At 59.2% G+C, this 25,571-nt stretch carries 23 protein-coding genes; 9 read left to right on the top strand and 14 right to left on the bottom strand.

Annotated elements, in window-relative coordinates; all coding sequences use genetic code 11:
- Position 1: 1 nt before the first annotated feature.
- Positions 2-1,312 (bottom strand): NTP/NDP exchange transporter, encoded by a 1,311-nt coding sequence (locus ACIQ0Q_RS00280; protein WP_395770957.1) that lies wholly within the window; start codon positions 1,310-1,312, stop codon positions 2-4.
- A 125-nt stretch (positions 1,313-1,437) separates the two neighbouring features.
- Between ACIQ0Q_RS00280 and ACIQ0Q_RS00285 the strand changes: the two genes are divergently transcribed.
- Complete coding sequence (locus tag ACIQ0Q_RS00285) at positions 1,438-3,024, top strand: GMC family oxidoreductase (RefSeq protein ID WP_395770958.1); 1,587 nt, start codon at positions 1,438-1,440, stop codon at positions 3,022-3,024.
- On the opposite strand, the gene ACIQ0Q_RS00290 is transcribed toward ACIQ0Q_RS00285, so the two are convergent.
- Complete coding sequence (locus tag ACIQ0Q_RS00290) at positions 3,021-4,151, bottom strand: PilT/PilU family type 4a pilus ATPase (protein ID WP_395770959.1); 1,131 nt, start codon at positions 4,149-4,151, stop codon at positions 3,021-3,023. The two genes, ACIQ0Q_RS00285 and ACIQ0Q_RS00290, sit on opposite strands and share 4 nt — an antisense overlap.
- Before the next feature lie 16 nt (positions 4,152-4,167).
- Positions 4,168-5,205, bottom strand: coding sequence for a type IV pilus twitching motility protein PilT (locus ACIQ0Q_RS00295; protein ID WP_395770960.1), 1,038 nt, complete (start codon positions 5,203-5,205; stop codon positions 4,168-4,170).
- 75 nt (positions 5,206-5,280) lie between these two features.
- Here ACIQ0Q_RS00295 and ACIQ0Q_RS00300 point away from each other — a divergent pair, with 75 nt between their 5' ends.
- The gene (locus ACIQ0Q_RS00300) at positions 5,281-5,964 is read left to right on the top strand and encodes a YggS family pyridoxal phosphate-dependent enzyme (protein WP_395770961.1); all 684 of its coding nucleotides are present in this window, start codon (positions 5,281-5,283) and stop codon (positions 5,962-5,964) included.
- Complete coding sequence (gene proC, locus ACIQ0Q_RS00305) at positions 5,961-6,779, top strand: pyrroline-5-carboxylate reductase (protein WP_395770962.1); 819 nt, start codon at positions 5,961-5,963, stop codon at positions 6,777-6,779. The genes ACIQ0Q_RS00300 and proC overlap by 4 nt, the downstream gene beginning before the upstream one ends.
- Here proC and ACIQ0Q_RS00310 read toward each other — a convergent pair.
- From ACIQ0Q_RS00310 to ACIQ0Q_RS00320, 3 genes are read right to left on the bottom strand one after another with little or no spacing between them, the layout of a single operon-like run.
- Complete coding sequence (locus ACIQ0Q_RS00310) at positions 6,776-7,567, bottom strand: cobalamin-binding protein (protein WP_395770963.1); 792 nt, start codon at positions 7,565-7,567, stop codon at positions 6,776-6,778. The two genes, proC and ACIQ0Q_RS00310, sit on opposite strands and share 4 nt — an antisense overlap.
- Complete coding sequence (gene pdxH / locus ACIQ0Q_RS00315) at positions 7,564-8,157, bottom strand: pyridoxamine 5'-phosphate oxidase (protein WP_395770964.1); 594 nt, start codon at positions 8,155-8,157, stop codon at positions 7,564-7,566. The genes ACIQ0Q_RS00310 and pdxH overlap by 4 nt, the downstream gene beginning before the upstream one ends.
- Positions 8,158-8,215: 58 nt before the next feature.
- Positions 8,216-9,013 carry an NAD(P)H-binding protein gene (locus ACIQ0Q_RS00320; RefSeq protein WP_395770965.1) on the bottom strand — a complete coding sequence of 266 codons (798 nt, stop codon included), beginning with the start codon at positions 9,011-9,013 and terminating at the stop codon, positions 8,216-8,218.
- 45 nt (positions 9,014-9,058) lie between these two features.
- On the opposite strand from ACIQ0Q_RS00320, the gene ACIQ0Q_RS00325 reads away from it, so the two are divergent.
- The 4 genes from ACIQ0Q_RS00325 (at position 9,059) to hemE (ending at position 12,113) form a co-directional block, all read left to right on the top strand.
- The gene (locus tag ACIQ0Q_RS00325; protein ID WP_395770966.1) at positions 9,059-9,604 is read left to right on the top strand and encodes a shikimate kinase; all 546 of its coding nucleotides are present in this window, start codon (positions 9,059-9,061) and stop codon (positions 9,602-9,604) included.
- Positions 9,597-10,673, top strand: coding sequence for a 3-dehydroquinate synthase (gene aroB, locus ACIQ0Q_RS00330; protein ID WP_395770967.1), 1,077 nt, complete (start codon positions 9,597-9,599; stop codon positions 10,671-10,673). Before ACIQ0Q_RS00325 ends, aroB begins: the two co-directional genes overlap by 8 nt.
- Positions 10,674-10,806: 133 nt before the next feature.
- Positions 10,807-11,064 (top strand): WGR domain-containing protein, encoded by a 258-nt coding sequence (locus tag ACIQ0Q_RS00335; protein ID WP_395770968.1) that lies wholly within the window; start codon positions 10,807-10,809, stop codon positions 11,062-11,064.
- Positions 11,061-12,113, top strand: coding sequence for a uroporphyrinogen decarboxylase (gene hemE, locus ACIQ0Q_RS00340; protein ID WP_395770969.1), 1,053 nt, complete (start codon positions 11,061-11,063; stop codon positions 12,111-12,113). Before ACIQ0Q_RS00335 ends, hemE begins: the two co-directional genes overlap by 4 nt.
- 49 nt (positions 12,114-12,162) lie before the next feature.
- Here hemE and ACIQ0Q_RS00345 read toward each other — a convergent pair whose 3' ends face one another.
- The 5 genes from ACIQ0Q_RS00345 to rluD all read right to left on the bottom strand — a co-directional run bounded on the left by ACIQ0Q_RS00345 (position 12,163) and on the right by rluD (position 19,054).
- Positions 12,163-13,494, bottom strand: a complete 1,332-nt coding sequence (locus ACIQ0Q_RS00345; protein ID WP_395770970.1) for a dicarboxylate/amino acid:cation symporter — start codon at positions 13,492-13,494, stop codon at positions 12,163-12,165.
- A 123-nt stretch (positions 13,495-13,617) separates the two neighbouring features.
- On the bottom strand, positions 13,618-16,206 hold the full coding sequence (gene clpB, locus ACIQ0Q_RS00350) for an ATP-dependent chaperone ClpB (RefSeq protein ID WP_395770971.1): 2,589 nt from the start codon (positions 16,204-16,206) through the stop codon (positions 13,618-13,620).
- 97 nt (positions 16,207-16,303) lie between these two features.
- Positions 16,304-17,254 (bottom strand): tetratricopeptide repeat protein, encoded by a 951-nt coding sequence (locus tag ACIQ0Q_RS00355; RefSeq protein ID WP_395770972.1) that lies wholly within the window; start codon positions 17,252-17,254, stop codon positions 16,304-16,306.
- 67 nt (positions 17,255-17,321) lie between these two features.
- Positions 17,322-18,056, bottom strand: a complete 735-nt coding sequence (gene pgeF / locus ACIQ0Q_RS00360; protein WP_395770973.1) for a peptidoglycan editing factor PgeF — start codon at positions 18,054-18,056, stop codon at positions 17,322-17,324.
- Entirely contained in the window at positions 18,053-19,054 is a 1,002-nt protein-coding gene (gene rluD / locus ACIQ0Q_RS00365) for a 23S rRNA pseudouridine(1911/1915/1917) synthase RluD (protein WP_395770974.1), read from the bottom strand. The genes pgeF and rluD overlap by 4 nt, the downstream gene beginning before the upstream one ends.
- 104 nt (positions 19,055-19,158) lie before the next feature.
- Here rluD and ACIQ0Q_RS00370 point away from each other — a divergent pair, with 104 nt between their 5' ends.
- Entirely contained in the window at positions 19,159-20,013 is an 855-nt protein-coding gene (locus ACIQ0Q_RS00370; RefSeq protein WP_395770975.1) for an outer membrane protein assembly factor BamD, read from the top strand.
- Here ACIQ0Q_RS00370 and ACIQ0Q_RS00375 read toward each other — a convergent pair whose 3' ends face one another.
- The 3 genes from ACIQ0Q_RS00375 to sucC form a co-directional block, all read right to left on the bottom strand.
- Positions 20,014-21,663, bottom strand: coding sequence for an NAD+ synthase (locus ACIQ0Q_RS00375; RefSeq protein WP_395770976.1), 1,650 nt, complete (start codon positions 21,661-21,663; stop codon positions 20,014-20,016). It abuts the gene before it with no gap.
- Positions 21,664-21,739: 76 nt separating this feature from the next.
- Complete coding sequence (sucD, locus tag ACIQ0Q_RS00380) at positions 21,740-22,618, bottom strand: succinate--CoA ligase subunit alpha (RefSeq protein WP_395770977.1); 879 nt, start codon at positions 22,616-22,618, stop codon at positions 21,740-21,742.
- 51 nt (positions 22,619-22,669) lie between these two features.
- A complete protein-coding gene (sucC, locus tag ACIQ0Q_RS00385; protein WP_395770978.1) occupies positions 22,670-23,833 on the bottom strand; it encodes an ADP-forming succinate--CoA ligase subunit beta in 1,164 nt (387 codons plus the stop codon).
- 131 nt (positions 23,834-23,964) lie between these two features.
- On the opposite strand from sucC, the gene ACIQ0Q_RS00390 reads away from it, so the two are divergent.
- Positions 23,965-25,560, top strand: coding sequence for a sensor histidine kinase (locus tag ACIQ0Q_RS00390; RefSeq protein WP_395770979.1), 1,596 nt, complete (start codon positions 23,965-23,967; stop codon positions 25,558-25,560).
- The last annotated feature ends 11 nt before the right edge of the window (positions 25,561-25,571 follow it).

Genomic DNA, 25,571 nt, shown 5'->3' on the forward strand with positions numbered 1-25,571 from the left:
CTTAAGCTTGTTCGCGGCCCATGCGTTTTTCGATTTGAATCACGCGCCAGGCATTCAGGCACATCAATGCCGCCACCAGGAAGCCGCCGGCGAACACCACCGTGGAACCCGCTGCTGCCAATCCTTTATGGACCCAGGAAAAAGTCAAATCGCCGCCACGGTAAACCGCGGTATCAATGAATGCCTTGGCTTTATATCGGGATTCCCGGCCAACGCGGGTATACAGGGTTTCGCGTGCCGGTTTCGACAGCGAGAACTCGCCGGCGCGTGTGGCGATCTGCACCGCTGCAACCAGCAAGGGCACCGGCGCCGCGCACAGCGCGGCATAACCGAGCAGGATAGCGAAAGCCGGAATCAGCAGCATCGGCGCCACGCCGAAGCGCCGTAATAAAGTGCGAGTCAGAAATACCTGGATGAACAGTGTGACGGCATTGATGATCAGGTCGATGCGCGAGAAGAACTGAGTCCGATCCTGTTCGTCGGGGAAGAATGCTTTGGCGATGGCGGCTTGCTCGTTATACAGCAGGGTGCCGACACCGACCCCGAAAATCATGAATCCGGCCAAGGCCCGCAACAACGGGGTCTGCCAGACCAATTTCAAGCCGGCCCACATGCTGCCGCCAATAACCGCGCTTTTCAGGGAATCGGCGCGCTGGCGATCGGCCCAGCGTCCGAGCATATGAATACATAGACAGCACAGCCCGAGCAGGAATGCCGAAACCAGCATCAACGGTGCAATGGAGCCCAATACATTGATCAGGATCTGAGCCAGAATGGGGCCGAGAAATCCACCGATGGTACCGCCCGCCGCGATATACCCATAGAGCGTACGCGCCTCGGTGTCACTGTAGATGTCGGCCATGAAACTCCAGAACACCGAAACCGCGAACAAATTGAATACGGCCAGCCAGATGAAGAACAAAGCGCCGCGGCCATCGGTTTTCTGCTCGAACAGACTGTAGAAGCCCAGCAGACAAAGGATGAACACGCCATAGATGACCGGTAGGAAACGCCGGCGCGGCAGATTGCCGACCAGAGCACCATAGAGCGGTTGCAACAGGATCATCACCACAAAGGTGCCGGTGAACAGCGCCTGCAAGGTGTATTCACCCAAAGCGATGCCATGGCCGGCGAACCAATCCACCATCGCCAGCGGGAACACATCCATGGCATTGGCCGAGGACCCCATGGCTTCGCGCACCGGGCGCAGCAGGTAGTAGGCGGTCAGCAACAGAAAGAAATACAGAAATGACCACGCCAGCGCCGGCGTCTGCCGGCCGTGTTCCCTGAATTGGACGAGCTTGTCGAACATGTACGGCAATCCTGTGGCGGTGAATCATTAAAACACAGTCCAGCACCGGCCGGCAGGACATGGTTAGAGTATCTGCTCTATGCCGCGGGCATAGTCTGCTTATAGTCATCATTAAAATACCAAATATGTACGATTACATCATCGTGGGCGCCGGATCCGCCGGTTGCGTGCTGGCCAACCGTCTGAGCGAGAATCCGGAAGTCCGTGTACTGCTGCTGGAAGCCGGCGCAGAAGATTGGAATCCGCTAGTGCACATGCCGGCCGGCATCGCGCAACTGGTCGGCCAGAAAAGTGTGAACTGGGATTACACCACGGCGCCCGAACCCAATCTGAAACAGCGCAGCCTGTGGTGGCCACGCGGCAAAGTCATCGGCGGCTCCAGCTCGATCAATGCCATGTGCTACATCCGCGGCCATGCCCGGGACTATGATGAATGGGAAAGTCTCGGCTGCGAGGGCTGGAACTGGAACAGTGTGTTGCCGTATTTCCGGAAGTCCGAGGGCAATGTGCGCGGTGGCGATGCCCTGCACGGCGCAGATGGCCCATTGACCGTGTCCGATCCGCGCCATCTGAATCCGCTGACCCAGGTTTTTCTGGAAGCCGTCGAACAGGCCGGCTTCGAGACCACCGATGATTTCAACGGTGCGCGGCAGCAAGGCTTTGGTCTGTATCAGACCACCACCCGCGAAGGCCGCCGGTGCTCCAGTGCCGTGGCCTACCTGCAGCCGGCCCGCAAGCGGCCGAATCTGAAAGTCATCACCAAGGCCACGGCTTCGCGCATCGTGTTCGAAGACGGCCGTGCCAGTGCCGTGGTCTATGCCGTGGCTGGCAAAGGCGGTTTCTGCGAAGCCGCCAGCCGTGAAGTGATTCTGTGCGGCGGCAGCATCAACTCGCCACAACTGCTGATGCTGTCTGGCATCGGGCCCGCGGCACACCTGCACCAGCACGGAATTCCGGTCGTCGCTGATTCCCCCGGCGTCGGCGGCAATCTGCAGGACCATCTCGATGTCTGCGTGCTACATAAATGTACGCAGGACATCACCTATGATTCGACCAGCCAGATCCTGGCCGGCCTGCAGTTCCTGCTGTTCAAGCAAGGCCCGGGCACCAGCAATGTCGCGGAATCCGGAGGATTCTGGACCTCGGCACTGGCCGAAGACGAGCGCCCGGACATCCAGTTCCATTTCGTTCCGGCACAACTCGATGACCACGGCCGCACCAAGATGCCGGGCGCGGGCTATACGCTGCACGCCTGCGTTCTACGCCCGAAAAGCCGCGGCCGCTTAACTCTGGCCGGCAACAGCATCGGGCAGAAACCGCGCATCGATGCCGGCTATCTGTCCGACGACGGCGGCTACGATATGAAGGTCATGCTGGCGGCGCTCAAGTTATCCCGCCAGCTGCTGGCGCAGCCGGCATTCGATGCCTACCGCGGTCCGGAAGTATTTCCAGGCAAGGCCGTACACAGCGATGCCGAGCTGGAAAACTTCATTCGCGAGAAAGCCGAATCCATCTACCATCCAGTCGGCACCTGCAAGATGGGTGCGCTCGACGATGCCAACGCCGTGGTCGACAGTCAGTGCCGGGTCAAAGGCGTGCGCGGTCTGCGTGTAGTGGATGCTTCGGTGATTCCAAAGCTGATCGGCGGCAACACCAATGCGCCCACCATCATGCTGGCGGAACGCGTGGCGGATATGATCAAAGCCGGTTAACGGTTTTCCGAAATCTTGATGTCGTCCATGCCTTGGGACAGGCTGGCAGCATCACCGCCCTGGGCCAGTTTGATGTTCAGACGGACTTCGTTGCGGGAATCAGCGCATTGCAGGGCAGATTCGTAGCTGATTTCCCCGGCCTGATAGAGCTCGAACAGACTCTGGTCGAAGGTCTTCATACCGAGCAGGGTCGATTCCTTCATCACTTCCTTGAGCTTGTGCACTTCACCGGTGCGGATGTAGTTCTGCACCAAGGGCGTACCGATCAGGATTTCAATGGCGACACGACGTTCCTTACCATCAACGGTCGGCACCAGCTGCTGCGCGATGATGGCTTTCAGGTTCAACGATAGATCCATCAGCAACTGCGCCCGGCGTTCTTCCGGAAAGAAGTTGATCATCCGATCGATGGCCTGGTTAGCGTTGTTGGCATGCAGGGTACACAAAACCAAATGGCCAGTTTCAGCAAAAACCACGGCATGGTCCATACCTTCGCGGGTTCGCACCTCCCCGATCATAATCACGTCCGGCGCCTGCCGCAACGTGTTCTTTAAGGCATTTTCCCAGGAGTCGGTATCGATGCCGACTTCGCGTTGGGTAATGATGCAGCCTTCGTGCTTGTGCACGAACTCGATTGGATCTTCGATGGTGATAATATGGCCAGTTGAATTCAGATTGCGGTAACCGATCATCGCGGCCAATGTGGTGGATTTACCGGTACCGGTAGCGCCCACGCACAGGATGATGCCGCGCTTGGTCATCGCCAGCGATTCCAGGATGACCGGCAGATTCAATTCTTCGATGGTCGGAATCTTGGTTTCGATCCGTCGCAGCACCATGCCGACCTGATTGCGCTGGTAGAAGCAGCTGACCCGGAAGCGGCCGATGCCGGCGGCACCGATGGCGAAGTTGCATTCGTGGGTCTTTTCGAACTCCTCACGCTGCGAGGGACTCATCACCTCGAGCACCATATCGCGACTCTGCTGAGTGGTCAGCGGGTCCTGGGTGATCGGTGAAACCTTGCCCTGTACTTTCATTGATGGCGGCACGCCGGCGGTGATGAAAAGATCCGACGCCTTTTCGTGGGCCATCAGTTTCAGGAACGAGGTGAAATCGATACTGCTCATCGCGCGTCTCCGTGGCCTATTCGAACAGGCGTTTATCTTTGGCGTAGCCCCAGGCTTGGGTCTTGCTGACCTGGCCGTTCTTGACCAATTCAAGCATGCACTGGTCGAGCGTCTGCATGCCGGACGCCTGGCCGGTCTGGATCGAGGAATACATCTGGGCGACCTTGTCTTCGCGGATCAGATTACGGATAGCCGGTGTAGCTACCATAATTTCATGCGCAGCCATTCGACCGCCGCCGATTTTCTTCATCAGGCTCTGTGAAATCACCGCGCGCAGGGATTCCGAAAGCATCGAACGCACCATCGATTTTTCAGCGGCAGGAAACACATCGATGATACGGTCGATGGTTTTCGCTGCTGAACTGGTGTGCAAGGTCCCAAACACCAAATGGCCGGTTTCAGCTGCAGTCAGAGCCAAGCGGATAGTCTCCAAATCGCGTAGCTCGCCAACCAAGATGTAATCCGGGTCCTCACGCAGGGCCGAGCGCAATGCGGCCTCGAAACCATGTGTATCGCGGTGCACTTCACGCTGATTGATCAGACACTTCTGGGATACATGCACGAATTCAATCGGGTCTTCAATGGTTAGGATGTGACCGAATTCATTCCTGTTGATATGATCCACCATGGCTGCGAGCGTGGTCGACTTACCGGAGCCCGTCGGGCCGGTGACTAAAATCAGGCCCTGGGGCTGTTCAATCAGCTCTCGGAATATTTTCGGGCAACCGAGTTCATCAAGGGTGAGGATCTGGCTGGGAATGTTGCGGAATACCGCGGCCGAACCGCGGTTCTGGTTGAACGCGTTGACGCGGAAACGGGCCAGACCGGGAATCTCGAAGGAGAAGTCGACTTCAAGGAACTCTTCGAAATCACGGCGCTGCTTGTCGGACATGATGTCGTAGACCAAGGCATGCACCTGCTTGTGATCGAGCGCCGGAATGTCGATCCGGCGCACATCGCCATCGACTCGGATCATTGGCGGCAGACCCGACGACAGGTGCAGGTCGGAAGCCTTGTTCTTGACCGAAAATGCCAACAACTCGGCGATATCCATATATTTTCCCCTAATCCGTGGCTATCATGGCACAGTACTGACCCAGTATACCCCCCCAGAGTATTTCGACAAGTCATGCCGGATTTGGCCCTGAACCTGCAGTCACTGCAAAACGCCCTGGCGGCCTGTGCCCCCAAAGGCCACTCGCCGGCTCTGCTTGCCGTCTCGAAAACCCAGACTGCCCAGCGTGTCGCCGAGTGCGCCGCGCTGGGTCAGCGCGCCTTCGGCGAAAATTATGTTCAGGAAGCTGTGTCCAAAATCATGGCACTGGCGATGCTCGATCTTGAATGGCACCTGATTGGCCCCTTGCAATCGAACAAATGCAAAACCGTGGCCGAACATTTCGACTGGGTGCAGACCGTTGACCGGGAAAAAATCGTGCCGCTGCTGGCCCAGCACCGTCCGGCCCGGTTCGCGCCTCTGAATGTGCTGATCCAGATCAACATCGATGAAGAACCGGGCAAGTCCGGTTGTTCGCCGGAAGCTGCAAACAGGCTTGCTGATCTGATCGACAGTTTTCCACGCCTGCGCCTGCGCGGACTGATGGCCATCCCCAATCCGGCACACAGCACCAATGGCATGGCTTTCGAACGCATGCAAGCACTTTACCGGACATTACAACAACGTCATCCACAGATGGATACCCTATCCATGGGTATGAGCGACGACTTTCCGGTCGCTATTGCGCACGGTGCCACTTTGGTTCGCGTTGGCAGCGCCCTTTTCGGCCCACGACCGTCACACAGCGAGGACATATGAAACCCACCATTGCATTCATCGGCGGCGGCAATATGGCGCGCAGTCTGATCGGTGGTCTGCTCAAGCAGGGCTACGATCACTCCAGCATTCGTGTTTCGGAACCTCATGCACCGACCCGTGAGGCCTTGGCCATCGAAACTGGACTTGCCGTGCATGATGACAATTTACGCGCCGCAACCGGCAATGCGGTCTGGTTGTTCGCGGTAAAACCCCAGGCCATGAAAGCCGTCTGTGCCGAACTGAAAGATCTGGCCCAGCGCGAGCGCCCTCTGATACTCTCGATTGCGGCCGGCATCACCGCCACGCAGCTAGAGAACTGGCTGGGCGGCAATCTGCCAGTGGTGCGCATCATGCCGAATACGCCGGCCCTGCTCGGCGCCGGTGCCAGCGGCCTGTTTGCCAATGCGCGGGTCAGTGCCGAACAGAAAACTATCGCCGGCATGCTTTTCGAAGCCACCGGCATCTGTGCCTGGATTTCCGATGAGGCGCAGATGGACACTGTTACCGCACTCTCGGGCAGCGGCCCGGCCTATGTCTTCCTGCTATGCGAAGCCATGCAGGCCGCTGCGGAAAAACAGGGCTTGCCTGCCGATACCGCGCGCGCTTTGGCGGTGCAGACTTTCGTCGGCGCGGCGCGCATGCTGTCCGAATCGGGCGAACCGGCGGATGTGCTGCGGCAACGGGTGACCTCCCCCAATGGCACTACGCATGCGGCGGTCACCGCCTTCGAGAATGGCGGCTTGCGGGACTTGGTGCAGACTGCGCTGGATGCCGCACGTGAGCGTGGCGAGTGCCTGAGCCGCGAAAACGATTAAGCCGGATGCCAGTCGCGGATATGCTGCGCCATAGCATGGACGCCATCGGTCAGCGCCGCTGGACCCGGTTGCAGAATGATCGGGGATTTTATTTCGAACAGCTGCTGATTCCGGACTGCCGCGATGTTTTGCCAGCCCGGACGTATCGCTACTTTATCCGGACGGAATTTCTTGCCGCACCAGGAACCGAAAATGATATCCGGATTCCGCGCGATGATCGTGCTGCCATCCGCCATGATGCGGTTTTTGGCCATGGGCTCGGCGGCAAGCTCGGGCAGGATGTCGTCGCCGCCGGCAATGCGGATTAATTCGGCTACCCACTGGATGCCGGAAATCAAAGGCTCGTCCCACTCCTCGAAATATACTTTCGGACGGACTGCATGGCGTGACGCCTGCAAAGCCAGCGACTCCAGATCGGCACGCAGGCCATCGGTATAACTGCGTGCTTTACCGGCGGCACCGACCAGCGCACCGAGCCGGAGGATGTAATCCAGAATACCCTCCACACTGCGGTGGTTACTGATCCAGACTTCCACACCCTGACGGATCAGTGCCGCAGCGATATCGGCCTGGATATCGGAAAAGCCGACAACGAAGTCCGGCTTAAGCGCCAGAATGGCTTCGATTTTGGCACTGGTGAAGGCACTCACCTTCGGCTTGTCACGGCGCGCCTGCGTCGGCCGCACGGTGAATCCGGAAATGCCGACGATGCGGTCCTGCTCGCCGAGCGCATACAGCACTTCGGTCGGTTCTTCGGTCAGGCACACGATCCGCTGCGGCCCGGTCATGGATACAGCATCACCTGGGACCAGACACCATTGCTACGCTCGTAACATTGCCGCTCGTGCAGACGGAACTGCGCGCCATACCAGAACTCGATGCGCTCGGGCACGACACGGAAGCCCGACCAATGCGGCGGACGCGGCACCGATGCGTCTTCATATTGTTTTTCGACATCGGCATAGCGCTTCTCGAACTGCTCGCGCGACGCCAGCGGCTGGGATTGCAGTGACGCCCAGGCACCGAGCTGACTGCCACGCGGCCGGCTGGCGAAATAGGCATCGGCCTCTTCGGCGCTGACCGGCTCGACGGTGCCCTCAATCTTGACCTGGACGCCATCACGCAGGTGCCGCCAATGGAACAGCAGCGCGGCCTGCGGATTGGCCGCGAGCTGCCGGCCTTTACGGGAACTGAAATTGGTATAGAACACGAAACCGCGTTGGTCGAACCCTTTCAGCAATACGGTACGTGCAGCCGGCCTCCCGTCACGGCCGACAGTGGCCACCGTCATCGCGGTCGGTTCCGGGTCGATGCTTTGCTTGGCCTGAGCCAACAGGTCGGCGAAAGTGCTCAGTGCAGTGCTGTACAGTGGGTCCATGGGCGTTCTCCTTGCCGCTTATTGTCACCTGATTTGCGGCAAGCCGATGTGATTTCAGTCAAACTCCGGGCACAGCATAGCTGTCCCGGTATGTCGGAAATACCGGTTGCCAGCCGCTGGCCTTCAGGCGGGCATTGGCAATGCGCCGGCCCGTGGGCGCCTGTGCAAAGGGCGGCAAGGCCGGAAGGCCATGCCCGGCGCGGATCCAATTGGCCACATCTATTTGCAGCGCAGGCAGATCATCACTGGCAATCCAGAGCGGTTCGGGGTCGGGCAGGTCCAGCAGATGGGAAAGCGCACCGGCGGCATCATCGATATGGATGCGGTTGCTCCAGGAATTGGCGATGCCCTCGCCCAACAAGGCTTTATTGATCAGCATGTGCCGGCCCGGACCGGTAATGCCGCTCAGGCGCAGGACGCGGTTGCCGGAGTGAATCTGGTTTTGTCTTTCGGCTTCACGCAGCACCCGGCCGTTGAAACTCTGTGCCATGGCTGGGCTGGTTTCATCCACCCGCTCGCCGGCATCCTGGGCATAAACGGCCGTGGAGCTTACCAACAAACAGCGCTTAGGTTGCAGGACGTCGCAGGCCTTGGCCAAGCCTTCCACATACAGGCGACGATAGGCGGCTTCATTGCGGGCATCCGGCGTGGCGCAGAACACCAGCCAATCCGGTGCGGCCGGCAGACGTTTCAAATCATCGGCCTGCGAGAGATCGCCGGTCACCGCCTGCACGCCCTCGGGCATGGCCAGCGGCCGACGGCGCAAAGTCGCCACGGCATCGCCGGCAGCGATACGCTGCTGCGCGACACGCCGACCGAGGTCGCCGGCACCGAGGATTGCGATCTGGAAAGCCATCTGCCGTCCGTTACGGATTATCAACGGCAATGGTAGCATTGAGACATGAATGTACGGTCAAATCTAATCCTGATCGGCCCCATGGGTGTGGGTAAAACCACCCATGGCAAATGGCTGGCACGGCAATTCGGCAAGGCCTTCGTGGATCTGGATGCCGATATCGAAAACCGGACCGGGGCCAGCATCGCCGACATTTTCGAGCTGGAAGGCGAGGCCGGATTCCGGCGGCGCGAATCGGAAGCCCTGGCCCGGGTGTTATCGGAAGACGATCAAGTAATTGCCACTGGCGGCGGTGCCGTTTTGAATCAGGACAATCGTACGCTGATGCGGCAACGCGGCCTGGTGGTGCATCTGCACATACCCCCCGAGCAACAACTGCAGCGTCTAGCCAATGACCGCAAGCGGCCGTTGTTGCAGAGCGAAGATCGAGCCGATCGGCTGCAGCAGTTGTATGAAGTCCGCACCCCGCTTTACCGGGGATGCGCCCATCTCAGCGTGGACCTCAGCCGCATGCCGATGTCACGGATCCGTCCGCATCTGCTGCAGGCTATTTCTGAATACCGTATTGACAGGAACCCTACGCATGCCTGAATTGACCGTCAGCCTCGGCAAACGCAGCTACCCCATCCGAATTATCGATGGCTTGTTCAATACAGCGGCGTCCTTGCCGATTGTCGGACCTTGCCTGGTTGTCAGCGACGACAACGTGGGACCGCTATATGCCGAGCGACTCAAACGCGCTATCGGCCGCAATGATTGTCCACTCTGGCAGATGCCCGCCGGCGAACCGGAAAAGAATCTTGGTCGTTTCACCGAATTGCTGCAAGCGATGGCGGCACAGGGCTTGAGCCGCAACAGCACGGTATTGGCACTGGGCGGCGGCGTCATCGGTGATTTGGCTGGTTTCGCCGCGGCCTGCTACATGCGTGGCATCGCCTACATCCAGATTCCCACCAGCCTGCTGGCTATGATCGATTCGTCGGTCGGCGGCAAAACCGGGGTGGATCTGGATGCCGGAAAAAATCTGGTCGGTGCCTTCCATCAGCCGCAGGCGGTCTGGATCGACACCACGGTTCTGGCTACCCTGCCCGATCGTGAGTTCCGTGCAGGTCTGGCGGAGGTGGTGAAATACGGGGCTATCGCCGATGCCGGTTTTTTCGGATGGCTGGAACAGCAGGCCGATGAGCTGCTGGCCAAGGATCCGGGCACCCTGGCGGAAGCCATCGCCCATTGCTGCCGGCAGAAAGCCGGCGTGGTCGCCCGCGATGAAACCGAACAGGGCGAGCGCGCGCTGCTGAACTTCGGACACACCTTCGGACATGCGCTGGAAGTGCTCGGTGACTACAGCACGCTGGTCCACGGCGAAGCGGTCGCCATCGGCATGCATCTGGCGGCCGCGTATTCGACGCACTTGGGACTGGCATCGGACGCCGACAGCCTGCGTCTGAAAAGACTGCTGTCACGATTCGGACTGCCGACCGGTCTGCCACATAGGACGGATATCGATCAGCTAGTGACTCAAATGCGCTTGGACAAGAAAGCCGTCAGTGGCAATCTGCGGCTTATTTTATGGCACGGCATCGGTCAGGCATTTATTGCCGACACTATCGATGCCGCCCAGCTACGAAACTTTCTAAGCCATGCTTCCGAACAAGAGTGACCTGAAGCAAGCCGATATACTTGACTTGGACTATGCTGTGCTCATCCATTACTGATGGATTTATGTGCTGTATTAGGCGCTGCTCAAGACCTGATTGGTTCGGAACGCATGAAAGCGCGATACAATAGCGGCCATGCGCGTTCTCATGCAACAGCCGCCGCAAGGCCTTGAATCGCCACGCTATGTCAGTATCAGCCTGCAGCAGGATCTGCTGGGAGGCTGGTTGCTGGTGCGGGAGTCCGGTTTGATCGGCGGCAAAAGTCAGCTCAAGCGCGAACAATTCCTCGACACCGAACCCGCCATCGAAGCATTCGAGAAAGCCCGCGCCACTCACTCGAAAAAGGGTTATCAGGTCATGTTCATTCAAGGCGTGGCGGAACCGAAATCATGAATAACCGTTTTCTTGACACCATTGCCGGCAAGCCGGTTGATGCTACTCCGGTATGGCTCATGCGGCAGGCTGGCCGTTACCTGCCGGAATACCGCGCCACACGCGCCAAGGCCGGCAGCTTCATGGGACTGGCGACCAATCCCGAGCTGGCCTGCGAGGTCACCCTGCAACCCTTGGAGCGCTACGACCTGGATGCCGCCATCCTGTTTTCCGACATCCTGACCGTACCCGATGCCATGGGTCTGGGCTTGAGTTTCGCCGAAGGCGAAGGTCCGCGTTTCGCACGCCCGATCCGCACTGCAGCAGATATCACCCGCCTGACAGTTCCCGATATCGATAGCGAACTGCGTTATGTCACCGATGCGGTCAGCCTGATCCGGCGTGAACTCCATGGCCGAGTACCCCTGATCGGTTTCTCCGGCAGTCCGTGGACACTGGCCTGCTACATGGTTGAAGGCGGCGGCTCCGACAACTTCGCACGCATCAAATCGCTGGCACTGAATGAGCCCAAATTGATGCACCAGCTGCTGGAAGTGGTCACCGATTCGGTCATCGCCTATCTGGCCGCACAACGTGAAGCCGGCGCTCAGGCACTGATGCTGTTCGATACCTGGGGCGGCGTGCTGGCGCCACACATTTACCGTGAATTCTCGCTTCGCTACCTGACCCGCATCGCGCAATCCCTGCCCCGTGGCGAAGGCGCCGGCAATACCCCGCTGATTCTATTCGGTAAGGGCAATGCCGCCTATTTGGAGGATCTGGCCGCCAGCGGTGCCGAAGGTGTCGGGGTTGATTGGCTGGTGTCGCTGGAAGAAGCGCGACGGCGCACCGGCGGTAAAGTCGCGTTGCAGGGTAATCTGGATCCGGTCACGCTGTATGCCGAGCCTGACACCATCCGTACCGAAGTGGCACGCACACTGGCCAGCTATGGCAAAGGCTCGGGGCATGTGTTCAATCTCGGTCATGGCATGTCGCCCGACATGAACCCGGATCATGTGAAAGTACTGGTGGATGCCGTGCATGAACTGAGCCGACCGTATCACGCCTGATTCATAGAAATGCGTAAAAAAGCCGGATCAAATCCGGCTTTTTTTGTTTTCAGGCATCCGGCCCGAGAGTGCTGCGCCGCTTGGCGGCGTCTTCCTCACTGAGCAACTCGCCCTCCCATTTGCCAATGACCGCCGAGGCGATGGAATTGCCGACGGCATTGGTGGCCGAACGGCCCATGTCGAGGAAGCGATCGATGCCTAAAATCAGCACCATGCCTTCCACCGGCAAGCCGAACTGCGCCAGGGTACCGGCGATGACCACCAGCGAGGCCGAGGGAATACCGGCCATGCCTTTGGAGGTGACCATCAGGGTCAGCAACATGGCGATCTGCGTGCCGAGCGTCATCTCGATGCCGTAGACCTGGGCGATGAAGATGGCCGCGAAGGCGCAGTACATCATCGAGCCGTCGAGGTTGAAAGAATAGCCCAGGGGCATGACGAAGCTGGAAATCTTGCGGCTGACCCCGAAACGGTCGAGCGCATCGAGGATTTTCGGATAGGCCGCTTCCGAAGAGGCGGTCGCGAACGACAGAAAGAAAGCTTCCTTGATTTCGTGCAGCAGCGAATACACGCGTCGTCCGAGGAAGAAGTGGCCGACCGCGACCAGCATCAGCCATAGCGTGACCAGTGCCAGATAGAAACACAGGATGAACTTCAAATAGGTCAACAGGATGCCAAGCCCCTGATTGGCAACGGCGCCGGCCATGGCCGCGAACACCGCGAACGGAGCGAACTTCATCACGTAGCCGGTGATCTTGATCATTACATGCGACAGTTGCTCGATCATGTCCTGCAGGGTCTGGCCGGACTTACCAAGCGAGCCGAGGGCGACCCCGAAGAACAACGAGAACACCACGATTTGCAACAGCTTGTTTTCACCCAAGGCATTGCCGCCGGCGGCATTGATGATCGATGTCGGTATCAGCTGGTTGGTGACGAAGGCGACGAATCCGGAATCATGTACGCCGCTCTGGAAGTTGGCCAGCTTTTCCTGACTGGCCGCAATCATCTCGGCAGTCGGCGGCGCCAGGCCGGCACCGGCACCGGGCTGCAGCACATTGGCGAACACCAGGCCCATACCCAGGGAAATGACGGATGCAACCACGAACCAGCCGAGCGCTTTCATGCCGACCCGGCCGACGCCGCCAGTGTTGCCCATGTGCGCGATGCCGATGACAAGCGTGGAGAATACCAAGGGTGCGATGATCATCTTGATGGCGCGCAGGAACAGCGTGGCCAGCAGGGTGATATAGGACATGTCGACGCTAATGGCTTTGATATTGACCAGCCAGCCGAAGACGATACCTAGCCCCATGGCGATGATGATCCACACCGCCAGGCGTTCTGCGCCTTTTTTATCCGTAAGATCTGATGACGACACCCTGCACCCTTTTGCGCCCTGGGCGCTTGCAATCAAACAGTCTGCATTGTGGCGTCAGTGCCGGTGCCGGTCAAGCCACTGTACAGGGCCGACACCATTGCCGGCCCCATAGGATCTTGCCGTTTACTTACGAAAAACCAGTCCTGTGCCTTCGGCGTCCACGCTGACGGTATCGCCGGACACGAACTCGCCACCCAGGATCTTGTTGGCCAGCGTGTTCTCCAGCAACTGCTGGATGGCGCGTTTGAGCGGGCGGGCACCGTATACCGGATCAAAGCCCTGCGCGCCGAGCAGATCCAGCGCCGCCGTGCTCAGTTGCAGGCTAATACCACGCTCGGCCAGACGTTTGGCCAAAGAACGCGTCTGGATTTCGGCAATGGCCCGGATGTGTTCGGCCGCCAGCGGGTGGAATACCACGATGTCGTCGAGCCGGTTGATGAATTCCGGGCGGAAATGCGACTGCACCGAACCCATTACCGCCGCTTTCATCTGCGTGTAGGCTTCCGGACTCAGACCCTGGCGCTCGGCGATTTCCTGGATGTGCTGCGAGCCGAGGTTGGAGGTCATCACAATCACCGCGTTGCGGAAATCCACGGTGCGGCCCTGACCATCGGTCAGGCGGCCATCATCGAGTACCTGTAACAGGATATTGAATACATCCGGATGCGCTTTCTCGACCTCGTCGAGCAGGATCACCGAATATGGACGGCGGCGCACGGCTTCCGTGAGATAGCCGCCCTCTTCGTAACCGACGTAACCCGGAGGCGCGCCGATTAGGCGCGACACTGAATGTTTCTCCATGAACTCACTCATGTCGATGCGGACCATGGCATCGGGACTATCGAACAGGAACTCGGCCAGCGCCTTACACAATTCGGTCTTGCCGACACCGGTTGGCCCCAGGAACAGGAACGAGCCGTTCGGCCGGTTCGGATCGGAAAGACCGGCACGCGAACGGCGGATGGCGGCGGACACTGAAGTCACCGCCTCGTGCTGACCGATGACCTTGCGGTGCAACTCGCCTTCCATACGCAGCAATTTCTCGCGCTCGCCTTCCAGCATTTTGCTGACCGGGATGCCGGTCCAGCGCGAGACCACCTCCGCGATTTCATCGGCGGTCACTTTGTCCTGCAATAGCTTGAAACCCTGGGTCTCAACCGCCATGGCTGCACCCAATTGCTTTTCCAGATCCGGAATGCGTCCGTACTGGATCTCACTCATCAGGCCGATGTCCTGCTTGCGCTGCGCCGCATCCAACTCAAGGCGTGCCTGCTCGAGCTGCTCTTTGATGCGGGTGGTGCCGGTCAGTGTGGCCTTCTCGGCTTTCCAGATTTCCTCCAGATCACTGAACTCGCGCTCGAGTTTGTCGATTTCCTGCTCGAGATCGTCCAGACGCTGTTTGGACTCGCGGTCCCTCTCTTTCTTCAGGGCTTCGCGCTGCATCTTGAGCTGGATCAGACGGCGCTCCATGCGATCCATTTCTTCGGGCTTGGAGTCGATTTCCATGCGGATGCGGGATGCTGCCTCGTCCATCAGGTCGATGGCTTTGTCCGGCAGTTGTCGATCGGCGATATAGCGGTGCGATAGCGTCGCCGCGGCCACGATGGCCGGATCGGTGATTTCCACGCCGTGATGCACGGCATAACGTTCTTTCAAGCCGCGCAGAATGGCGATGGTGTCTTCCACCGAGGGCTCGCCGACGAATACTTTCTGGAAGCGACGTTCAAGCGCGGCATCCTTCTCCACGTACTGGCGGTACTCATCGAGCGTGGTGGCACCGATGCAATGCAGCTCGCCACGGGCCAGCGCCGGTTTCAGCATATTGCCGGCATCCATGGCACCCTCGCCCTTGCCAGCGCCGACCATGGTGTGCAGCTCGTCGATAAACAGGATGACATTACCTTCCTGCTTGGATAGATCGCTCAGCACCGCCTTCAGGCGTTCTTCGAATTCGCCGCGGTACTTGGCGCCGGCAATCAAGGCGCCCATATCGAGCGCGAGCACGCGCCGGCCACGCAGGCCTTCGGGCACTTCGTTGTTGATGATGCGCTGGGCCAAGCCTTCGACGATGGCAGTCTTGCCGACGCCGGGCTCGCCAATCAGCACCGGATTGTTCTTGGTGCGGCGCTGCAGCACCTGAATGGTGCGGCGGATTTCTTCATCGCGGCCGATGACCGGATCGAGTTTGCCGCTTTCGGCGCGCTCGGTCAGGTCGATGCAGTATTTCTCCAGCGCCTGCCGGTTTTCCTCGGCATTGGCATCGGTCACCGTTTCGCCGCCGCGCAGCGCCTGAATGGCCTGCTCCAGTTTGGCTTTTTCCGTTCCGGCGGCTTTCAAAGCGCGCCCGGCTGGACCGCTGTCGCCGGCTGCTGCCAGCAGATACCACTCGCTGGCGATGAACTGATCCTGATTCTGCTGCGCCAGCTTGTCGGTCTGGTTGAGCAGGCGCGACAGTTCATTTCCGACCGAGACCTGCCCGTCCTGACCGGCCACTTTCGGCAGTTGCTCCAGGGCCTCATTGAGCTTCTGCTTCAGCACCGGCAAATTGACACCGGCCTGGCGCAGCACCGGCAGGCTGTTGCCGCCTTGTTGGTCAATCAAGGCCAGCAGCAAATGAGCCGGTTCAATCAGGCTGTGGTCGCGGCCGACGGCCAGACTCTGGGCGTCGCTCAAGGCCTGCTGGAATTTGCTGGTGAATTTATCGATACGCATGTGGCACCCCTTTCATGGATTGCGCCCCAAGGCGCCTGTCTATGAAATTGGGGTGCCGGCGGCGCTCTTCAAGGCCATTGTTCAGCTTGGATTGGGCTCAGAGCTTGGCCAATTCGGCTTTCGGTTCCTTGAATGCCGGGTCAAGCTTCAGTGCGCTTTGAAACGCCGTGCGTGCTTCGGCTTTCTTTCCGGCCTTGGCATACAGCTGGCCAAGCCGATAATAGGCGTGCTGATTGGCCGGCTCGTTGGCCATCCGCGGCAGCTTGAGGTATTTCTGCAACGCGGCAATGCCCTCTTCCAGATGCTGTCCGCTCAACACGCTGGTGCGGCCAAGCTGATACCAGGCGGCACCGGCAGTGGCATCCTGTGCGGTCCACGTGTGGAAATGGCGGAAGGCATCGTTGTAGCGTTCAGCCTGCTGGTAACCGATGCCGAGTGCCAGGCGGATTCCCGCATCGGACGGCTTGGCGGCATAGGCCGCTTCGTAGGATTTGAGTGCGCCAGCATTGTCCTTGTCGGCAAGTTGAATCTGGGCACGCGCCAGATGGCCGCGTGCGGCATCGCGCTTGCCGATTTCCCGGGCCTGCAGCAGGGCTTTATCCTTGCCGCCGCCAATCGCCGACGGCGCTTGCAGATAGAACTGCAGCAGCGCAGTGCGGGCATCGAGATTATTGGGATCCAAGGCCACGGTTTTCTCGAAAGCATCGCGCAGTTTCGGTGCCATACTCATCTTCGACATCATGCCAACCTCGCCGATGCGGCTGCCGTAGGCATTGCCGAGCCAGAACTGGGCCTGCGCGCTGTTGGGGGCCAGTGCCACCGCTTTCTGTCCAGCGGTCACCGCCGCCTCAGCTTTTCCTTGCAGCACCCGTGCCCGGGTCAGCAAGCTCCAGGCCTCGGCATTTTTCGGATTGGCCTTGGCATAGGCTTCGGCATTGGCCAAGCCACGTTTGTCGCCGGCCTGCAATTGCGCGCTGATTTCCTGCGGCGTCGCGGCCTGTACCGTGGCGCTGACCATCAGGGCAAAAACAAATAAGCAAAGTTTCATGAAGGACATCCCGGGAGGTGTTGCAGGCAGTGTATCAGCCGAAGTCACGCTCATTCACTGCCGGAAGTCATGCCATCCAGATCAGGCTGGCCATGCGTCCGGTGCGCTGCTCGCGCCGGTGCGAATAAAAACGGATGTCGGCCAGCGTGCAATGTTCTCCGCCGTAGACCCGTGACACCCCACAGGCGGCCAGACGCTGGCGCGCAATGGCCGGCATGTCGATACGGTAATGTCCCGGCCGGGTCGGTGTAAATGCCGATGCCGCAGCGGCATCGATGTCCAGAAACGCCTGACGGACTTCTTCGCCGACCTCGTAGCGTTCCGGACCGGCAGCTGGACCCAGCCAGGCCATCAGTTCGGTCGGCGATGATTGCATGGCCGTGACCGTGGCTTCCAGCATGCCCGAGGCCAGCCCGCGCCAACCGGCATGAGCGGCGGCAACTTCACTACCGGCCGTATTAGTGAACAGCACCGGCAGGCAATCGGCGGTCAATACTGCCAGCACGCTTTCGGGAAGCACGGTGACCGCGGCATCGGCCAACGGATCGCTGCCGCGGGTGCCGTCATCGCTGACGACCTGGATGCCATGCACCTGATGCAGCCAGAGCGGTTCGCCCGGCAGTGCGTATTTGCGGCACAGCGCCTCGCGGTTGGCATTCACGTCCGCCGGCTTATCGCCGCAACGGGCCCCCAGATTGAAGCGATTAAAGGGCGACTCGGAAACACCCGGGCCCAGACGCGTGGTGGTGAAGGCATGGATATTGGCCGGCGCCGGCCAGTCGGGCCGGAGGATGTCGCTCATGCCGCGTTGAATTGGCGGGTGTCGTCGCGCAGCGTGTCGATCAGGGCGACCATGTCGGCCGGCAAGGGCGATTCGAAACTCAAAGTGTCGCCGTTGACCGGATGGGTGAAGGACAATTTTTCGGCATGCAGGGCCTGCCGGCGGAAACCGCGGAGCGCCTCAACCAGGGCCTCGGTGGCGGCCTTCGGCAGCTTGAACGAGCCGCCGTACAGGGGATCACCGATTAGCGGATGTTTGACATAAGCCATGTGCACACGGATTTGATGGGTGCGCCCGGTTTCCAGACGGCACTCGACCACAGTATGGCTGCGGAATTTTTCACGGACACGGTAATGGGTGATGGCCTCGCGACCGGTGTCCGGCTTGGACACTGCCATGCGGATGCGGTCATGCGGGTGACGGTCGATTGGGGCATCCACGGTATTGCCGGCGACCATCGGGCCCTGCACCACCGCTACATACTGTCGGTGCACGGCGCGCGATGACAATTGTTCGATCAGACCGGCATGCGCTCGAAGTGAACGTGCCACCACCATCAGGCCAGAGGTGTCTTTATCCAGGCGATGCACGATGCCGGCACGCGGCAGCTGCGCCAGTTCGGGATCGTAATGCAGCAGGGCATTGACCATGGTGCCACGCGGGTTACCGGCGCCCGGATGCACCACTAGCCCGGCGGGCTTATTGACCACCAGCACATCAGCATCGGCGTAAAGCACCTCCAGCGGAATATTCTCGGCAACGGCATCGGTTTCCACCTGCTGGCGGGCGGCCAGCGTGACGGTTTCGCCGCCGTTGACCGCCACTTTCGGCTTGACGATTTCGCCATCGAGCAAGGCATCGCCGGACTTGATCCATTCGGTCAGACGCGAGCGCGAGAACTCGGGGAACATTTCGGCCAGGGCTTGGTCGAAACGTCGACCCGCCACATGCTCAGGTACTGTGGCTTCAATGCATTCGGGTTCGTTATCTTCAATGGCAGCTAGCGCGGTCTGGTTCATGTAATCAATGGCTTAGCGCTTCGCGCGGGAAATAATCGTGGAGCTCGATGCGAGCTTAGGGTATTATCCACTAATTGCCGATTTGGCGCTTAACTATGAAATTTATGATGCTTTCCACCCCTTCCCGTCTGCTCGCCATCCTGTTTTTGTTGGCTTCACTGAGCGCCTGCCAGACGACGAAGGAATTTTTCGGCATGGATGGAACTAAAAAACAGCCGGAAACCGAAACCCTGGAGCTCGAGCCGCTGTACGCGCTGGGCATCAAACAACTTGAAGACCAGAATTACGATACCGCTGAGCGCACTTTTGTCCGCTTGGTAGCACGCTTTCCTTACGGTGAGCTCTCGGAAAAAGCGCAGATCAATCTGGCCTATACCCAATACAAACTGGCCAAGCCCGAAGAGGCCACCTCCACCATTAGCCGCTTCATCAAGACCTATCCGACCAATCCGGACATCGATTACGCCTACTATCTGAAAGCACTGATCAACTTCGATCGCGAAAACCGCTGGCTGGCTAAAATCGCCCGACTCGACAGCTCGGCGCGTGATCTGGGCGCAGCCCAGCAGAGCTTCAACGACTTCAATGATGTAGTACGTCGCTTTCCGACCAGCAAATATGCCGAGGAATCACGTCAGCGCATGATTTATCTGCGCAACCGTCTGGCCCAACATGACCTTACCGTCGGTATGTACTACTATGAGCGCGACGCCTATGTTTCAGCAGTGGGTCGTGCCAAATACGTGCTGGAAACCTATCCGCAATCCGATTTCGATGACGATGCGGTCGCCCTGCTGGCCGCCTCATACAAGAAACTCGGCCAGGATGGCCTGTCCCAGGATGCCCGACAGGTACTGCAAAGCAATTATCCGGAACACCCCTATTTGACGGGTAACTGGCCGAGCCGGCGTTCCCGCTGGAACCACCTCAATCCGTTTGCGGGTGAAATCGAAAACTGATCAGGCGCCGTAGCCCGAACTGATCGGGTAGCGACGTTCGCGGCCGAAGGCGCGTCGCGACAGTTTCGGCCCCGGCGCGGCCTGCCGGCGCTTCCATTCCGAAATCCGAACCAGACGCAGCATGCGTATGGTTTCATGTGCAACATCATGGTTCGGCCAGTGCGGTGTCAGTTCGGCGATGATTTCTTCCGGGCTGCGCTCATGGTCGATGCTGGCTTTCAAGATGGCATCCAGCAAGGCATATGGCGGCAGTGAGTCCTGATCGGTCTGGTTTTCGCGCAACTCCGCCGATGGCGCTCGGTCGATGACCGCCTGCGGAATCACCTCGCCATCGCCCTGCCGGTTGCGCCAGGCACACACAGCGTATACCTCGGTTTTATAAAGGTCCTTGATCGGCGCATAAGCACCGCACATGTCGCCATATATGGTGGCGTAGCCGACCGCATATTCACTCTTATTGCCGGTGCTCAGCAGCAGACCGCCCTTCTTGTTGGCCAGGGCCATCATCAAGCTGCCACGACAGCGCGACTGCAGATTCTCTTCGGTCACATCCGCAGGCAAGCCTACGAACGACGGCGCCAAGGCCTCGAGAAAGCCCTTGAATGGCGCTTCGATAGCGATGGTGTCCAGCGCGACAGCGAGTTTGCCGGCCTGGGCTTCGGCCAGATGGTTGCTGAGATTGGCGGTATAGCGCGAGGGCATACGCACGGCAGTCACATTATCGGCACCGAGGGCATCCACTGCCAAGGCCAGCACCAGGGACGAATCAACACCGCCGGACAGTCCGAGCAGCGCCTTGCTGAATCCATTCTTGCCGAAGTAATCGCGGATGCCACGCACCATGGCGCGGTATGCCAACGATTCGAAACTCTCGTCGCGCTCGTCCGACCATTCGACTTTCCGGAACTTTCCAGAGGCCGGATCAAAATCGGCAAGTAACAAATGTTCAGCAAAACATTCGGCATTGACATGGATAGCACCATCAGCATCGGCCAGTACGCTGGATCCGTCGAACACCACTTCATCCTGACCGCCAACGGTATTGAGATAAGCGATGGCAGTGCAGGTTTCGCGCACGCGCTCAGTCAACAGACGGTCACGCTGCGCGGTTTTGCCATGCTCGAACGGCGAGGCATTGGGTACCAGCACCAGTTGCGCACCGGCAGCCACGCACTGGGCAATCGGTTCGGCGAACCAGACGTCTTCGCAGATGATGACACCCAAAGTGACGCCCTTGACCGTGAACGTGCAGGGATCGGCATCGGCGGCGAAATAGCGGCGCTCGTCGAACACCGCATAATTCGGCAGTTCCTGCTTGTGGTAGACCGCGACGACGATGCCGTCCTGAATGATATTGGCGGCATTGAACACCACCGCACCGACTGCACGCGGCGACGGCAACACCACGGTAATGCCCTGAATCTTGACGGCGATTTCGGCAAGGGTGCGCTCGCAGTCGGCGAGGAATCCCGGACGCAGCAGCAGATCTTCCGGCGGATAGCCGCTCAGGGCCAGTTCCGGAAACAGCAGCACATCGGCGCCTGCTGCCTTGGCCTGTTCGACCAGCTGCAGAATCTTGCCGGCATTGCGCGTCAACGCCCCGACCGGGAAATCGTGTTGCGCCAGCGCCAGTCGGAGGGTGTCATTCATGCGGGTATTGTAATGGAGAGGCGAAAAAAAGGGCGAACACGCGGCTCGCCCTTTTGATTACGTTGCAAGTGACGTTTTACAGAGCCGCCATGCGTGCGGCGATGGCCTTGCCGAGATCGCCCGGCGACTTCACGGTGGTCACACCGGCCTTTTCCAGCGCAGCGAATTTGCCGGCGGCGGTACCTTGGCCGCCCGAAGCGATGGCGCCGGCATGGCCCATGCGCTTGCCTTCTGGTGCGCTGGCACCGGCGATGAAGCCGACGACCGGTTTGGTGACATGTTTGGCGATGAACTCGGCCGCCTCTTCCTCGGCACTGCCGCCGATTTCGCCGACCATGATGATACCGAGGGTCTGCGGATCGGCCTGGAACAGCTTCAGACAATCGATGAAGTTCATGCCCTGCATCGGATCACCGCCGATACCGATGCAGGTCGACTGGCCGAGGCCAGCGTCGGTGGTCTGCTTGACCGCTTCATAGGTTAACGTGCCGGAGCGCGAGACGATGCCGATTTTTCCTGGCAAATGGATATGGCCCGGCATGATGCCGATTTTGCATTCGCCCGGGGTAATGATGCCGGGGCAGTTCGGCCCAATCAGCACGGTTTCCGGAAAGGCCTTCAGGCTGTTCTTGACGCGCAGCATATCGAGTACCGGAATGCCTTCAGTGATGCAAACGATGACTCGAATGCCAGCATCGGCTGCTTCCAAAATGGCGTCAGCCGCAAACGGTGGCGGCACATAGATGACGGAAGCATCGGCGCCGGTCGCATTGACGGCTTCACTCACGGTATTGAACACCGGCAGACCGATGTGCTGGCTGCCACCCTTGCCAGGAGTGACGCCACCCACGACCTGGGTGCCGTAATCCAGCATCTGCTGGGCGTGGAAAGTACCTTGCGTGCCGGTGAAGCCCTGCACGATGACTTTGGTGGTTTTGTTAACGAGAACGCTCATATCATTTTTTCCTTTTCACCCTCTCGGTCCGGGAGAGGGTCGGGGTGAGGGTCAGGCGCGTGCAGCGGCCACAACTTTCTGGGCGCCGTCGTTGATGTCATCGGCGGCAGTGATGGCCAGACCGCTGTTTTTCAGCAGCTCCTTGCCCTTTTCGACGTTGGTGCCTTCCAGGCGCACCACCACCGGCACTTTTACATCAACTTCCTTGACCGCGGCGATGATGCCTTCAGCGATCATGTCGCAGCGGACGATGCCGCCGAAGATGTTGACGAAAATCGCCTTGACTTTATCCGAGCTCAGGATCAGCTTGAAGGCTTCAGTGACGCGTTCTTTGGTGGCGCCGCCACCAACATCAAGGAAGTTGGCGGGCGAACCGCCGCTGAGCGAAATCACGTCCATGGTCGCCATGGCCAAACCGGCACCATTGACCATGCAGCCGATGTCGCCGTCCATGGTCACATAGTTCAGATCGTGCTGGCTAGCCAGCACTTCGGTGCTGTCTTCCTGGCGGATGTCGCGCATGGCGGCCAGTTCCGTATGCCGGAAGGTGGCATTGTCATCGGAGTTGATTTTGCCGTCGAGCACAGCGAGATCGCCCGAGCTGAGGATGGCCAACGGATTAAGTTCGACCAACGCCAGATCTTTTTCATTGAACAGTTTGTACAGGCCGAGCATGATCTTGCTAAGCTGAGCAACCTGCTTGGCATTCAACCCCAGTTCAAATCCGAGTTTGCGGCACTGATAGGCCTGCAGGCCCTGCACGAAATCGACATGCACGGCTTTGATGGCGTCCGGGTTGGTCTTGGCGACCTGTTCGATATCCATGCCGCCTTCGGCGCAAGCGATGAAGGTGATGCTCTTGCTGGCACGGTCGACCAGCACCGACAGGTACATTTCATTGGCGATATCGGTACCTTCGCAAATCAGCACGGAGTCAATCGGCAATTCCACACCGGCGGTCTGGTAGGTCGCCATGCTGGTGCCGAGCATGGCTTTGGCATACTGTTTGACCTCATCGAAGGAGCGCGCTAGCTTGACGCCGCCGGCCTTGCCACGGCCACCGGCATGGATCTGGGCCTTGACCACCCACATATCACCGGGAATCAGCCTGGCGGCAGCCACCGCCTCATCCGGCGTCCGGGCCACAATGCCCTTGGGAACAGCGATACCGTAATCGGCAAACAATTGTTTCGCTTGATATTCGTGAAAATTCATTCGACACCTGGGTTGAACGGGAAAGTCCCGTAATGGGGCACTATTGTCGCTTTTTCCGGCGCCAATGGCAAAAATAGCGGGGCTCATGCTTATACTGATGCTCAGCCAATCCACGAAAGCAAGTGAAATCAATGGCTCCAGCCTTTGCCCGGGCAACCGATGGCCTATTGCGCCAGCGCGAGCTTTACTATTTTGCGCTGTTCCGCTGCCTGGAGGCCGCCCTGCTTGCGCTTTGGGTATTCAGCCCGTACGCACCGACGCCAAATCCGGTCAATCTAGAAACCCTCCAGGTCCTGAGCGGCGCCTATCTGGTCAGCGCCGCCCTGCTGTTGGTCTGGGACCGTCTAGGAACAGAGCCCGGTCAACTGATCGCGGGCCTGAGCGTAGACATGGCGGTTTTCGCAGTCCTGGCCTGGTTGCTGCAATCCGAATTCCAGCGGGTGGCCCTGATGATGTTGGTCAACATGGCCGCCGCCGGTTTGCTACTGAGCCAACGCCGGAGCAGTGCACTGACCGTCATGGCCATCGCCCTTCTGTTCGCGCACTACCTGATGGTGCGCCTACGGAGTGAAGCCAATGCCGATGTGGTGCAGACCCTGATGCTCGCTGCCAGTTATGCCGCAACCGTGCTGTTCTGCCAGTTGCTGGCCAATCAGGCCAAACTGAGCCAGGCATTGGCCGAAACGCGCGGCCTGCAGCTTGCGGAAATGGCGCAGATGAACGAACAGATCATCAAATGCATGCGCTCCGGCGTCATTCTGCTCGATCGCCACCACCGGGTTCTGCTCAGTAATGAAGCGGCCGGACAATTGAGCCGACAATCTGTGCAGCACGGCCAGAGGCTCTGGGAGTTTTCCGAGGAGCTCGACAATCGGCTTGAGCTTTGGTGCAAACACCCGGAACAGCGACCTGAAGCACTCAGTCTTTACGAAGGTGGACCGACGGTCATCCCGCGTTTCGTCTCCATCGCACTCAATGAGCTGAACTATCTGGTGTTTCTCGAGGATAGCCGAATCTTTTCCGGACGTGCCGATGAACTTCAGCTCGCCAATCTCGGTCGGCTCTCGGCCAGTATCGCACACGAAATCCGTAACCCTCTGGCCGCTATCAGCTATGCCCAGCAATTGTTGGCAGAATCGGAAACGACCAACGAAAGTGACCGCCGGATGCTGGAGATCATCGGCAACCAGAGTAAACGCCTGAACGGCATCATCGAAAATATTCTTGGACTGGCCCGGCGCCAGACCGCCAATCCGCAGATTCTCGAAATCAATGGCTTCCTGGCCAATCTGGTGGCCGAACACCTGAGCACGCATCCAGATGACCGCGCATTGATACATCTGCAGTCGATACCAGAACCGGTACATGCCCTTTTTGATCAATTGCATCTGCATCAAATCATGACCGTGTTGCTGACCAATGCACTTGAATACGGACATGTCCCGCATATTGCGACCGAGATCCGCATTAGTGTGCGCATGGATGGCCGGACCCCGGTCATCGATATTAGTGACCGGGGTCCGGGCATTGCGCTAAAAGAGCGCGAGCAATTATTTATGCCGTTTTACACCACCAGTCACCATGGCGCCGGCCTGGGTCTGTATATCGCCAAGCAGCTCGCAGATGCTAATCAAGCACAGTTATGCTATGAAACGATTCCTGGCGGAGGAAGCCGTTTCAGTCTGCATCTTTGCGATGGTCAAACACTGCTGGACGATCACCGATGAGTAAGAGCATG

Origin of the sequence: Arenimonas sp. (assembly GCF_044348765.1) — a bacterium.
In the GTDB taxonomy this organism is placed as follows: domain Bacteria; phylum Pseudomonadota; class Gammaproteobacteria; order Xanthomonadales; family Xanthomonadaceae; genus Arenimonas.